Origin of the sequence: Streptomyces sp. NBC_00631 (assembly GCF_045206895.1) — a bacterium.
Classification (GTDB): Bacteria; Actinomycetota; Actinomycetes; order Streptomycetales; family Streptomycetaceae; genus Streptomyces.
The window spans coordinates 9,038,365-9,051,650 of the sequence record NZ_CP107734.1 but is presented as its reverse complement, the minus strand read 5'-3'; the positions used below and the strand labels follow the sequence as shown (position 1 = coordinate 9,051,650).

Here is a 13,286-nt window from a genome sequence, read left to right as displayed (position 1 = left end):
CCGACAGCCCGCCACGGCCCCCGGTATCATCGGCGGCACACACTCGACGCGCCGCCCCGGTCACTCGCGCACCGGACCACACCGCGCGCTCACGGAAGGAGCTCACGTTGTCCCTGACAGACAGGGCCATCGGGCAGATCCGTGAGCTCATCCGCTCCGGCGCACTGCCGCCGGGCGCGAAGCTGCCCCCGGAGCCGGAGCTCGCCGCCCAGCTGGGCCTCTCCCGCAACCTCGCCCGCGAGGCGGTCAAGGCACTGGCCGTGGCCCGGGTGCTCGAGGTACGGCGAGGCGACGGCACGTATGTGACCAGTCTCCAGCCCAGCCTGCTGCTGGAGGGACTCGGCGGCGCCGTGGAGCTCCTCCAGAGCGACACGGGCGCCCTGCTGGATCTCATGGAGGTCCGGCGACTGCTCGAACCGCTCGCCACCGGACTGGCCGCCGCCAGGATCACCGACGACCAACTGGCCGAGGTCAAGGGCCACTTGGACGCGATGCGGGAGGCGAGTGACGACGTCGAGCGGCTCAACGTCCATGATGCGGCCTTCCACCGCTCGGTCGTGGCGGCCACCGGCAACGAGAGCCTGCTCACCCTGCTCGAGGGCATCTCGGGCCGTACCCTGCGCGCCCGGATCTGGCGGGGCCAGTTGGACGACCAGTCCGCCGGGCGGACCCTCGCCGAACACGAGGCGATCTACAACGCCCTCCGCACCCGCGACGCCGCGGTGAGCCAGGCCGCGGCCCTGCTGCACGTCAGCAACACCGAGCACTGGCTCCGCGAGCACCTGCGATCAAGCACCCCACAGGCGTAGCGAACGGGGGCTGGTTTCCGGCCGGGCCCGGCGCCGTGTCCGGGCGCGCCCGTCAGTTCTGCAGGCGCCAGTGCTGGTTGGCGCCGCCCGTGCAGGTCCACAGCTGGACCTTCGTCCCGTTGCCGGTTGCCTGGCCGTTGGCGTCCAGGCACAGTCCCGACCGCACTGCTGTGATCGTGCCGTCCGGATTGACGTTCCATTGCTGGTCCGCCTGCCCGCTGCAGTCCCAGATCGCCGCCGGGCTGCCGCTGCCGGCGGACGGGCCTGCACCCAGGCACTTGCTTCCGTAGACGACCAGTTGCTTTCCGCCGGAGTAGCTCCACCGCTGGTTGGAGCCGCCGTTGCAGTCCCACAGTTGTGCCTGTGTGCCGTTGGCGGTCGTGGAGTTGTCGATGTCGAGGCAGCGTCCCGACTGCTGACCGATGATCTGCTGGTCGCCGGTGGACGGCGGAGGCGGCGGCTGGTTCGAGTCGAACTGGGTGAAGAACTGCCACACCGCGGCAGAGGTCCAGGTGCGCCAGCCGTCACCGGTGGAGCCGTCGACGGGGCCGGGGTCGTGGCCTGCTCCGTCGAACGCGGCCCAGACGACGGGATATCCGGACCTGCATCCTGAGTAGGTGGTGATGATGTGTGTCAGGCTTCCGTAGGCCGGTTCGGGCGGATTCTGCGGGGTGCAGCCGTTCGTCCGCACGAAGGTGTCGCGCAGGTCCCGTCCCGACTGGATGGGCAGCACGTCGTCCCTGAGGCCGTGCAGTCCCATGTAGGCGATGGGCTGGTTGCCGCCGTTGCAGCCACTGAGGTTCGCGCCGGAGTACACCGCGACGGCGCGGAAGACGGTCGCCCGGGAGCAGGCGAGGGCGTACGACATGGCACCGCCGTAGCTGAAGCCCGCGGAGAACAACTGGGTGGTGTCGACGCACAGGCCCGCTTCGATCTGGCTGACCATGGTGTCGACGAAGGCCACGTCCTGACCGCCGGAGTTGGCCCAGCCGTTGCCGATGCCCTGCGGGGCGACGAAGATCGTGCCGTTGTTCGCGCTGTCCGCCAGGCGCCGCAGGCCGTAGTAGGACCAGTTGTATCCGTCCGTTCCGCCCGAGTCGACGTCGGCCGCCGTGCCGCCGCGCCAGTGGAAGCCGAAGATCAGCCGGTAGGGGTGGTTGCTGTCGTAGCCGGCGGGGACCCTCAGGATGTAACTGCGTGTCTGGCCGCCGCTCTGGATGGTGTGGGTACCGCTCGTCAGTGTGGGGGCCTTGCCGCAGCCGGCGGTGGCCGCGGCGGCTGCGGCCGGCCTGAGGGCTCCGAGGCCGTTGCCGATCGAGGTGCCGGCAGCTGACAGGACGAGGAGTATCGCAGCCGCGATGGACAGTAAGAGTGGTGTGCGTTTCATGCGCGCTCCTTCTTCCGTGGTCGAGGGAGGGGCTTCGGTCGCGCGGACGGTTCACACGCCGGTGATGGTCCATTCGTTGTTGGTGCTGGAGTTCGGCGTCCACAGCACCGTGGTCGAGCCCACCGTGGTGCTGCCGCTGCCGTCCAGGGCGGTGCCGGTGCCGCGGTTGATGATCTGGTAGCGGTTGTCGCCCAGGCTGTTCAGCGACCACTGCTGGTTGTTGCCGCCGTTCCACGCCTCCTGGCGGGCGGGAGCGCCGTTGGCGGCGTTGCCCCAGCTGTCGGCGGCCATGCCGTTGGCGCGGTTCATGAGGCGGCAGTACCCGTTGCCGAGGTCGACGAGCTGCCATTGCAGGTTGGCGCTTCCGTCGTAGTTCCACTGCTTGAGGTTGGAGCCGGAGGCGACGTTGCCCCCGCTGTCGAGCACCAGTCCGCTGGTCACGTTGGCGATCTTCACCCAGGTCGTGGAACCGCCCGGTGCGCCGAGGACGGGGATGTCGCCGGAGAAGGTGAGCTTGACCGTGTACGCCAGGGCGGTGAACGGCGGGTTCGTCGAGGGCATGGTCAGGTGCAGGCCGGAGGCGTCCTGCGTCGGTGCGGGCAGGTTGACGTAGGTGCCGGCGGCGTTGTTCAGCAGTTGGGCGCCGGTCAGACTGCTGAGGTTGATCTGGTTGGAGTTCAGCGTGGTGATGGTGGTGGTCGCGCCCTGCCAGCCCAGCGTGGTGGCGTAGAGGACCTTGTTGTCCTGACTGCGGGTGAAGCGGACGTCCTGCGGTTTGCCTGCCACCGGTCCGCTGAAGGAGCCCCCGCCCATCTTGGTGGGGCCCTCGCCGTAAGCGGACCAGGAGCGGGTGCCGTAGACCGCCTCTCCGAAGCGGCCGAGCCAGTCCCCCATGGCGAGCAGGATCGACTGCTGTGCGGAGGGGATGGTGCCGTCGGCCGTCGGGGCGATGTTCAGCAGCATGGTGCCGCCCTTGCTGACCCGGTCGATCAGCGAGTGCAGCAGCGCCTGCGTCGTGTAGTAGCCGATGCCCACCGTGTAGCACCAGCTGGAGGAGGAGATGCTGTCGTCGGTCAGCCAGTAGGGCGTGAGCAGTCCTGCCGGGCCGCCGCGCTCGAAGTCGAAGACCTCGCCCTTGTTGTCGAGGCCGTCCTTGTAGGTCGCGACCACGTCCTTGTTCCAGGCGACCGCCTGGTTGTAGTAGTGCGCGAGGAACTGCAGCCGGTAGGACTCCTGCACCAGGTTCAGGTCGAAGTCCTGCCAGAGCAGGTCGGGCTGGTAACCGTCGATGACCTCGACCAGCTTGTCGTACCAGAGCTTGTTCTCGGCCGCTGAGCCCTGTTGTCCGTAGAGGATGCGCAGGGCCGGGTCGGACTGGGCCGGCACGTGGTCGTAGTAGCCGTTGAAGTGGTAGGCGTGGTGGAGCGAGGCCATGAACTTCAGGCCCTGGGCGCGGATGGCCTGGGCGTGCAGGGCGACCAGGTCGAGCCGGGGGCCGTGCTGGACGGAGTTCCACGGGTTGGCGCGGCTGTTCCACATCGAGAAGCCGTCGTGGTGCTCGGCGACCGGGCCGGCGAACCGGGCGCCCGCGGACCTGAACAGCCGGGCCCAGGCGTCCGGGTCCCAATTGCCGCCCTGGGAGGCGAGTCTGGGGGCGAACTGCACGTAGTTGCCCGCCTTGTCGCGGGCGCCGTCGATGAAGTTGTGGTACGGCCACACCGAGGGGTCGCCGTAGGTGGCGATGTGGTGCTGGTTCTCGCTTGAGCCGCCGATGTACATGTTGCGCGGATACCACTCGTTGCCGAACGCCGGGACGCTGAAGGCGCCCCAGTGGTAGTAGATGCCGAACTTGGCGTCCTTGAACCAGGCCGGCGCCGGGGGGTGCTGGTCCACGGAGGACCAGCTCGCGGTGTAACTCGCGGGGCCGTCGGTGGCGGCGGCCTGAGGTGCGAACCGCAGCAGGCCGAGGGCCGTGGCCGCGCCGGTCGCCGCGAGCATGCGGCGGCGGCTGATCGGGCGGGGGGAGGAAGTCATGTGGGGGTCCTTCCAAGTCCGTTGACGGGGTGGGCGTTCCCGGCCGGCACCGGTCACTCGCGCGTCCACGTCTGGTTGCCGGCGCCGGTGCACGTCCACAGCTCCAGCAGGGTGCCGTTGGCCGTTCCCGCGCCGGTGGCGTCCAGGCACAGGCCGGACTGGGCGCCGGTGATCGTGCCGTCGGCGTTGAGCGTCCACTTCTGGTTGCTGCCGCCGGTGCACCCGGAGATGTCGACCTTGGTGCCGGGGCTGGTGCCGCTGCCCGCCGCGTCCAGGCAGGCGTTGCCGTAGACCCGGATCTCACCGGCCGGTGTGCTGGTCCACTGCTGGTTGCTGCCGCCGTTGCAGTCCCACAGCTCCACCTTGGTTCCGGGGGTCTGTGACTGGTTGGGCACGTCCACGCACCGGCCGGAGGCGGCTCCGACGATCGGGCCGGTCGTACCTCCTCCGCCGCCGCTGCCGGGGGTGACGGAGAGGTTGTCGAACTGTGCCGTCTCGCCCTGGCCGGTCGCGTAGCCGACCTGTCCGCCGGCCCAGGTGCGGTCGTCGGCGGAGCCGACCGTGGAACCGTCGATGGCGGCGCTGATGGTGGTCCCGGAGAAGGTGAGGGCGAGAGTGTGCCACCGGTTGGTGCCCAGTGCCGTGGTCGTGCCGTGGGCGAGGGGGGAGACGGTGCCGTTGGTGCCCGAGTTCAGGATCGACCAGGCACCGGTGTCGCTCACCCGCAGGTGGTAGGCGTCGAGTCCGCCGGTGCTGCTGTAGTCCTGGCCGTTCGCGCGGCCGATCAGCTCGGCGTATCCCGGCTGTTCGAGCAGCACGTCGGAGGAGACGGTGTAGTTGCTCCAGCCCACGTCGCCGAGCAGGGCGTGCGGATCGGACAGCGCGTCCCAGGTGATCGGTTTCTGGGGACTCATCTGGCGCACGCACTTGCCGCCGCGGCCGCCGCCGCAGGCCGTCACCTCGAAGGCGCCCTGCCAGTCCATGAGGTACTTCGCCTCGGTACCGGTGGCGTAGTCGTCGAAGGTGTCCTCGTACGGCAGGCTCATGGCGCCCTGGGCGGGGCCGGTGGCGGTGCCCTTGCCCTGCCCGGTCGTGGTGGTCAGGGTGTAGACGCGATGGGGCTGCACGGTCAGGCTGAAGCCTCCGCCGGAGGGGGTGACGTCGGCGGTGTGCACGAAGTAGTCGGCCGGGTTCGATGAGTTCACGTCGGTCGACCAGACGTGGACGGTTCCGCTGGACAGGCCTCCGGCGACGTCGAAGTTCAGGGTCTGTGCGCTGGCGGCGTCCATCGTCTCGATGACGGTGGAGTAGTCGGAGTTGCCGGGGGACTTCAGCGAGACGTAGCTGCCGTTGTTCCGGTTGCCGCCGATGTAGCCGCTGGAGGAGTCGAGGTACTTCCAGCCCGGGGCGGTGAACTGGCTGGTGTGCGCCATGACCCAGGTGTTCTTGCCGATCGCGTAGTGGCCGGACCAGGGCTGGGAGGCCAGGGCGAGGCCCATGGTGGGGTACGGCAGGTTCGGCGTGATCGCCGCGACCACCGGCCAGTTGAGATACGCGGTCATCCGGCCGTCGATGTATCCGCGGTTGATGCCGCGGGCCATGGCGGGTGCTCCCCCGTTGTAGTCGTCCGAGCCGTTCTCGCTGGCCCACAGGGGCTTGCCGGAGGACGTGGCGGCCGACGGCACCGAGCAGTTGGACTGGGAGGAGCGGTAACCGCAGGGGTAGTGCGTGCCGATGACGCTCACCGCTGCGGCGAACGACGAGTTCGAGTTGACGTCGTTGGCCACGGACCAGTCCGAGTCGGCCGCGACGATCTTGACACTGCCGTAGCCGTTGGAGTTGAGCGCGCTGCGCAGTTGCTCGTACCAGGAGACGTTGTAGCCTCGCTCGTTCCATCCGCCGAGGTAGTCGATGGCGAGGCCGTGCTGTTTGGCGCAGCCCAGCCATGAGACCAGGTAGTTGACCATGTCGGTGGACCAGAAGTTCCCGCCGCCGATCCAGCCCGGCGCGCCCCAGGCGAGCCCGTAGAGCTTGATGTCCGGGTTGCGGGCCTTGGCCTGCTCCATGAGCCACCATTCGTAGCCCCGGTCGCAGTTCAGGTCGGAGCGGGTGTGCTGGTGGCTCGGCTCGGCGCCGGAGGTGGAGTTGGTGTCCCCGCCGATCTCGGCCTTGAGGATCTGCAGGGAGGCCCCGTAGCCGGGCTTGAAGAGGTAGTCGAGGATCTGGCCGCGCTGGGGCTCGGGGTAGTCGATCAGGAGTCTGCTGTTGCCGCCGCCCCCACTGATCGCGCCGACGCCGTCGAAGGTCCGTCCGCCGGACGCCCCGTTGATGGTGATCGAGGTGGCGGCGTGCGCCGGGGCGGCGACGGTGCCGACAAGGCCGCCGACGGCCAGGAGGAGGCCCGTGAGCACGGCGGTCGAGGCGCGCAGGCGCCGCAGCAGCCGTCTGATTGCTGACACGGTGGGTTCCTTTCGCAGGTCGGTGGGGTCCGCGTCGGGTGCGGTATCAGCGGACGACGAAGTCCTGGTTGGTGCCCGGCGCGTTCTTGCACTGCCATTGGTCCAGTTGCTGGCCAGGGGTGCTGCCGGCGCCGTAGACGTCCAGGCACAGGCCGCTGTTGCGGTTCTGGAAGGCGTAGGAGCCGTCTGACTGGCGCACGGGCAGCCAGAGGGCGCCGGCGGCCGTGCCGGGGGCCTGCTGGACGATGTCCGGGGTGCCCGGCGTCGTGGAGGCGCCGGCGACCGCCACGTCCTGGCCGGAGTGCCGGGCGCGCAGTTCGCCGTAACCGCCCGCGGCCGGCAGGAACCGGAACTGCTGGTTGCCCTGGCCGTTGCAGGTCCACTGGTCGACCGCGGCGCCCGCGGCGGTGGAGTCGCCGTACACGTCCAGGCACAGGTTGTCGCCGGCGACGACGAGTTGGTGGTAGCCGTCCGGGAAGCCCGTGCCGCCGGCGGAGGCCGGGGTCAGGTAGACGGCGAACGCGTCGTGCGTTGCCTGGAAGGTGAGCGGCACGGTGAGCGAGCCACCGGATGCGCTCACGTTCTGGTCGTACACGGTCTGCGGCGCACCGAGCGGCGCCTGGTCCGGGATGCGGTGCACGGTGACGTGGACGCTGCCCGCGTTCGTCAGCCACGGCACGAAGGACAGCTCGTCGAAGGTCACGGACGCGGCGCCGGTGTACCCGTTGGAGTCACCGATGAGCGCCACGGCGCGTTCGGCGGCGGAGTCCTTGGAAGCGGCGATGGCCGTGGAGCCGACCTGCCCGGAGGTGCCGACGAGGGTTCCCGTCATGTCGGCGTAGTCCCGAAGCGCCCACCAGTTGCCGGTCGGCTGCCAGGTGCCCCCGCTCTGGGTGAGCACTCCCGTCAGGTTCGGGGTGGTGCAGCACACCCAGTTGCCGCGCATGGCGTTGGTGTACCCGGACTGCGCGAACCGGGCCAGGTACCAGGCCGTCACTCCGGCGGTCTGCCGGTCGGCGGGCTGGTACTCGTTCGAGGAGAGCGGCAGCGGGCCGATGCCCGCCGCGCTGAGGGAGGTGCGCAGGGTCTGGGCGACGGTGACGGGGTCGTCGACGTCGCCCTCGTTGTGGTTGCTGATCATGTCGGGGACGGTCCCGGCCGCTTTCACGTGTGCGAGCCAGGTCTGCCACTCCCCCGGGTTGCGCTGCGGGGTGAAGGCGAGGGACGGCCCCACGATCTGCGCCCCGGGGGCGAGGCGCCGGATCTCCCGGTAGGCGGTGTCCCACATCTGGAAGTACTGCGCGCTGTTGACGCCCCGGGTCCAGAACACGGAGATGTCCGGCTCGTTCCAGATGTCGTAGGAGAACGTGAGTCCCGTCGCCTGCAGGGCCCCCACCGTGGCGTCGACGAAGCTGATCCAGTTCGAGCAGTCGCCGTTGTCGCACGGATACCTGGTGTTCGAGGGCTGGCCGCCGTTGGCGCCGTAGATGTCGCTGACCAGCACCTGGTACTGCGCGTGGTAGGGCGGCCGGGTGAGCCGCCGGGCCTGCGCGGTGATCGAGTCGAGGTCGGCCCGGGTCGCCGACCCGTACTGGTAGCCGTCCCTGATCCAACCGCCGGAGAACCATCCGCCGCCGCGGAACGCGTTGATCCCCAGCGGCTGCAGGAACTGGTCGGCGGGCTGGGTGCCGTCCTGGCTGATGCCGTAGAGGAACCCCTCCCCCACGCCGGTAGACGGTCCCCGGGTCGAGGCCAGGTCGACGCTCAGCGACGTGCCCGAGGCGGCCCGGCTCGGGGCCGTCGTCAGCAGCGCCAGCACGAGTGTCAGGACGATGCCGGTCACCAGGGCCGGAAGGCCGGGTCGCGCGTTCATCCTCATCCGATCCTCCTGGGTCGGGGCGGCGGCGGGATGCCCCCGCCCCGGAGCCGGGGGCGGGGGCTCACCGGTCAGCTCAGCGTCCATTTCTGGTTGGACTGGCCGTTGCAGGTCCACAGCTGTACGGGGCTTCCGTTGGCGGTGGCGGCGCCCGACACGTCCAGGCAGAGCCCGGACTGGGCGCTGGTGACGGTACCGTTGCTGTTGAGCGTCCATTGCTGGTTGCTCTGGCCGTTGCAGGTCCAGGTGATGACCTTCGTGCCGGGGCTGGTGCCCTGCCCGGAGGCGTCCAGGCACAGGCGGCTGCCTCCGAGGGAGACGCTCAGCTCACCGGAGGTGCTCTCGGACCAGGTCTGGTTGGCCCCGCCGGAGCAGTCCCGGATCTGCGTCTGGATGCCCGGTGTCGTGGAACTGCCCGGTACCTCCAGGCACTTGCCGGCGCCCACCGCGTGCAGCGCACCGGTGGTGCCGCCCCCGCCGCCCGACGTCCCGTACCCGGCGGCGGTGATGCCGGCCTGGACGGCGTTCTCGGTGGCGTCGGAGGGGTAACCCGCTGTCATCGCGCCCTCGAAGAACTCGCCCTGTCCCGAGACGCTGTTGTCGCCGCCGGTCCCCAGGAGGACGGAGCTGTCGACCTTCATCGGTGAGTAGCCGTTGGGCAGCGGGCCGGAGAAGGTGGTGGTCAGTCCACCGCTCGCACCATCGCCGTACTTGAGGGTGAAGTTGCTGGTGCCGTTGTTCTTCAGCCACGCGCTGACGAACGGGTGGTGCACGCCCTGGTTGTTCGGGTCCTTGTTGGAGCCGGTGTTGGTGTGGAACATGCCGTTCTCCAGGTCGGCCTCGACCCAGGGGCCGGTGCCGGTGCAGCCGCCGAACCAGCAGGCGTTGCCCCAGTAGATGGCGTTCATGGTGGCGTTGCCGGTGTCGGTGTGGGAGTTCTCGCCGCTGCCGTAGTCGAAGCAGCACCACTGGTTGGTGAAGTTCGACGAGGTCACCATGTAGATGCCTTCGGGCTGGGAGCCGGTGGCGACGCCGCTCGCGTGGTCGATGCGGTAACCGACACCGGGGGTGACCTTGACGCCGAAGACCTGGTGGCCGCCCGCGGTCACCGGCAGGGCCATGGCGTCCGCTCCCACGTCGGATCCGCTCGGACCGGGCCCTTTCCAGTAGCCGCCCCAGGAGATCGGCAGGTCGTTGTGGCGGGTGGTCTGGTCGTAGATCTTCGTGATCGTGCACGAGGTGCCCGCGCAGAACGACACCTGGGAGGCGGCGTCGGCGTACCCTCCTGGGGCGAGCAGCCCGATGTCACGGTAGGCGTGGTCGGAGGACCGCTGGATCTGGTACAGCGGTCCGTCGTACGCCGCGAAGAGCGCCCTGGTCGTGGAGTGGGCCGTCACGCACGGGGTGCCGCCGGCGGCATAGATGTCGCACGGCAGCGACGCGGCGGCCGCGGGGCCGGGGGCCGAGTCGTGGACGGCGATGGTGGCTCCGGTCGGCGGGGACGTGGCGAAGGCCGGGGTGCCCCACGCGGCCAGGGCCATCGCCAGGGCGATCAGGAACGAGGCGATCGGGAACGGGGCGATCAGGAACGGGGCCGGGAAGCGCCTTCGCCGGTGGTCGGCTGTTGATCCGGGCAAGGAGTCCTCCTCCGTGGCGGTGCCGCCGCACGGCGGCACCGAAGCTGCCGGTGCCGAGGGGCAGGGGGAGTCAGCCGAGCGTCCACTGCTGGCCGCTGCTCCCGTTGCAGGTCCACAGCTCGGCGAGGGTTCCGTCCGCCGTGGCCCCGCCGGTGACGTCCAGGCACAGGCCGGACTGGACGCCGGTGATCGTGCCGTTGGAGTTCAGCGTCCACTGCTGGTTGCTCTGGCCGTTGCACGGCCAGATCTCCACCTTCGTCCCCGGCGTGGTCTGGTTGTCGTAGGCGTCCAGGCACGTCTGGGCGTTGCCGGAGTAGACGGTGAGCTGGTCGGACGTGGTGTGTGTCCAGGTCTGGTTGGCGCCGCCGTTGCAGCTCCAGATCTCCACCTGGGTGCCCGCGGTAGTAGTGGAGTTGGGTACGTCCAGGCACTTGCCGGCACCGACCGCGTGCAGTTCCCCTGTCACGCCGGTGCCTCCGCCGCTGCTGGTGCCGCCCGCGACCCGGTACATGACCGTGCCGTGGGCCGGTACCGAGGCGCTGATGGTGCCGGAGGTGGTCGAGGACCCGCCCGACCACAGGTCGGTGAGGGTGTAGGCGGACGCCCCGGTCTTCCCGATGGCGGCCGCGGTGGTGGTGATGGTCGCCGTGGAGCCCGTCTCGTTGAACAGCGCGACCGACACGTCCCCGTTCGCGAGCGGCTTGGCCAGCACGTCCAGGCCGCCGGCGGACGACACCATGGTGCCCTGCTTGCCGAGGGGGTCCTGGTCGACCGCGATCACCCGGGAGTTGGTCAGCGTGGACAGGGTGGAGGCGCTCGCCTGGGGGATGTTGGTGCCGGCGATGAGCGGCGCGGCCATCTCCGCCCAGAGGCTGAACTCGCTGCGGTTCTCGGTGGCCGTCATCGAGCCGTTGCCGACCTCCAGCATGTCCGGGTCGTTCCAGTGGCCGGGTCCGGCGTAGGAGGCCAGCCCCACGTTGCTGTGGAAGATCGACAGCATGCTGGAGTAGGTCGGGCTGATGTCTCCCGTGGTGCGCCAGCTGTTGCCCACGTCGGCGCCCCAGGTCCACACGTTCTCCTGGCCCCAGTTGCACAGGCTGTACAGGATCGGTCGGCCGGTTGCCGCGAGCGCGTCCCGCATCGCGGTGTACCGGGTCCGTGCCGGCACGCCGGTGTTGTTGCAGTTGTCGTACTTCAGGTAGTCCACGCCCCACGACGCGAACGACTGCGCGTCCGTGCTCTCGTGGCCGAGGCTGCCCGGGTATCCCGCGCAGGTCGCGGTGCCCGCGTCCTCGTAGATCCCCAGCTTCAGGCCCAACGAGTGGACGTAGTCGGCGGTGCCCTTGATGCCGTCGGGGAACTTCGCCGGGTCCGGCACCAGGTGACCGCCGGAGTCGCGGCTGTGCGTCATCCAGCAGTCGTCGATGTTGACGTACGCATAGCCCGCGGCCTGCATGCCGTTGGTGTGCATCGCCTGGGCGGTGGCCTTGATCAGCGCTTCGGAGACGTCGCAGCCGTAGGCGTTCCAGTCGTTGAAGCCCATCTGCGGAGTCGGCGCGAGTCCGTTGCCGAGGGCGGCGGCGGGTGGTGCGGTCCCGAGGGCGATCAGGGGTGCGGCCACGGCGAGCAGCACGGCCGAGAGGGCGAGCGCCAGGGTTCTGCGCAGCGACAGCAGTGGGGGCGGCGGAGTGGTCGTGGGCATGGGGCATCTACTCCTGGACCGGGTCGGGGAAACTGACGGGCGTTCAGCGATAGTCGGCGGCGGTGACGTTGGCCTGCACCGCGTTGTCGGTCGCGTCGGAGGGATAGCCTGCGACGACGGCTCCCTCGTAGAAGGTGCCGGCACTCAGGTTGGCGCCGCCGCCGGGCTTGCAGCAGTCGCCGCCGCTGCCCAGGACGATGGCCCCTTGTTTCCTCATGGGGCTGTATCCGCCGGGCAGCGCGCCGTCCCACAGGGTGGTCAGGCCGCCTGACTGGGCATTGCCGCCCTTGAGGGCGAACCTGGACGTGCCGTTGTTCTTCAGCATCGCCGTGACGAACTTGCCGGCGAACGCCCGCTGGTTGGGGTTCCAGGACTTGCTGCCGCCTGGGTACAGCCCCCATTCGAGGTCGGCCTGCACCCAGGGACCGCTTCCCGAACAGCCGCCGAACCAGCACTCGGTACCGAAGTTGATCGCGTCCATCGCCCCGGCCGCGTCGGCTTTCCTGGTCGTCTCGCTGTTGCCGTAGTCGAAGCAGCAGCCGCCGTTGACGTGGGTGCCGCTGGTCACCATGTACGCCCCTTCGGGTGCGGCACCGGTCGGCACGCCAGTCAGGTGGCCGTCCCGCCAGTAGCTGTTCCCGGGGTTGATGTACAGCGAGTACGCCTTGGTGCCCCCGGCGGTCAGCGACTCGGACGTCGCCTTCGCGGGGCTGCTCTGACTCGATCCCGGGACCTGGGCCGAGCCCTGGTACCACAGGTCGTTGCCGTGTCCGGACTGGTCGCGGACGACCGTGATCACGCAACTGGTGCCCGCGCAGAAGGCGTCCTGGGCCGCGGCGTCGGCGAAGCCGCCGGGTGCCAGGACGCCGATGTCCCGGGTCGCGCTGTCCGAGGCGCGCCTGACCTGGTACAGGGGGCCGTTGTACGAGCGGTAGAGGGCGCGCACCGTGCTGTGCGCGGCGACGCACGGGGTACCGCCCGTAGCGTAGATGTCGCACGGGCCGGACCCCTGGGGCGCCGAACTCACCCGGGGTGCCGCCGACGCCGGCGCAGACCATGTCGGCCCGGTCGCCAGCAGCATGGCCAGCAGCCCCATCACGATCACGGCGGCCGCCGCGGACAGGCGCGACGCATGAGCGGTGGGGCGACAGGGCGGAGCGGATGGAGGCTGCATTCTGTGTCCTCGCATGGGCGGGGGAAGGGGACGGAGAGTGCCGTGCCTGTCCGAGAAGGTGTGCAAGGGGTGTCGACCGCTCCCGTCAGCGTGCCCGAGGCACTCACAGGGAACGCTCATACATCCCATGTCGCATAGTGATCCCACAGGCTCAACGCCCTGTCAATAGACGGCTCTTGGCAATTTGCCGCTCGATACATCCCATGTC

Annotated in this window: 7 protein-coding genes and 1 pseudogene; 1 reads left to right on the top strand and 7 read right to left on the bottom strand. The window is 69.8% G+C overall.

What is annotated here, in order from left to right:
- Positions 1–107 precede the first annotated feature (107 nt).
- Positions 108–809 carry a FadR/GntR family transcriptional regulator gene (locus OHB00_RS41180; protein ID WP_406442760.1) on the top strand — a complete coding sequence of 234 codons (702 nt, stop codon included), beginning with the start codon at positions 108–110 and terminating at the stop codon, positions 807–809.
- Between the two features lie 52 nt (positions 810–861).
- Here OHB00_RS41180 and OHB00_RS41175 read toward each other — a convergent pair whose 3' ends face one another.
- The 7 genes and pseudogenes from OHB00_RS41175 to OHB00_RS41145 form a co-directional block, all read right to left on the bottom strand.
- Positions 862–2,196 carry a ricin-type beta-trefoil lectin domain protein gene (locus OHB00_RS41175; protein WP_406442758.1) on the bottom strand — a complete coding sequence of 445 codons (1,335 nt, stop codon included), beginning with the start codon at positions 2,194–2,196 and terminating at the stop codon, positions 862–864.
- Between the two features lie 51 nt (positions 2,197–2,247).
- Positions 2,248–4,230, bottom strand: coding sequence for an alpha-L-fucosidase (locus OHB00_RS41170; RefSeq protein WP_406442756.1), 1,983 nt, complete (start codon positions 4,228–4,230; stop codon positions 2,248–2,250).
- A 53-nt stretch (positions 4,231–4,283) separates the two neighbouring features.
- Entirely contained in the window at positions 4,284–6,689 is a 2,406-nt protein-coding gene (locus OHB00_RS41165; protein WP_406442754.1) for a ricin-type beta-trefoil lectin domain protein, read from the bottom strand.
- Positions 6,690–6,735: 46 nt separating this feature from the next.
- Entirely contained in the window at positions 6,736–8,568 is a 1,833-nt protein-coding gene (locus OHB00_RS41160) for an RICIN domain-containing protein (RefSeq protein ID WP_406442752.1), read from the bottom strand.
- Positions 8,569–8,636: 68 nt separating this feature from the next.
- Positions 8,637–10,202, bottom strand: a complete 1,566-nt coding sequence (locus tag OHB00_RS41155) for an arabinofuranosidase catalytic domain-containing protein (RefSeq protein ID WP_406442751.1) — start codon at positions 10,200–10,202, stop codon at positions 8,637–8,639.
- 70 nt (positions 10,203–10,272) lie between these two features.
- Entirely contained in the window at positions 10,273–11,904 is a 1,632-nt protein-coding gene (locus OHB00_RS41150) for a glycoside hydrolase family 27 protein (RefSeq protein ID WP_406442750.1), read from the bottom strand.
- 43 nt (positions 11,905–11,947) lie between these two features.
- Positions 11,948–12,922: pseudogene (locus tag OHB00_RS41145) on the bottom strand (arabinofuranosidase catalytic domain-containing protein); the annotation flags it as partial.
- Positions 12,923–13,286 lie beyond the last annotated feature (364 nt).

What these genes read in the sequence shown, in the direction of transcription:
- OHB00_RS41175 (WP_406442758.1), bottom strand. Translation starts at nt 2,196, where the DNA reads ATGAAACGCACACCACTCTTACTGTCCATCGCGGCTGCGATACTCCTC.
- OHB00_RS41170 (WP_406442756.1), bottom strand. Translation starts at nt 4,230, where the DNA reads ATGACTTCCTCCCCCCGCCCGATCAGCCGCCGCCGCATGCTCGCGGCG.
- OHB00_RS41160 (WP_406442752.1), bottom strand. Translation starts at nt 8,568, where the DNA reads ATGAGGATGAACGCGCGACCCGGCCTTCCGGCCCTGGTGACCGGCATC.
- OHB00_RS41150 (WP_406442750.1), bottom strand. Translation starts at nt 11,904, where the DNA reads ATGCCCACGACCACTCCGCCGCCCCCACTGCTGTCGCTGCGCAGAACC.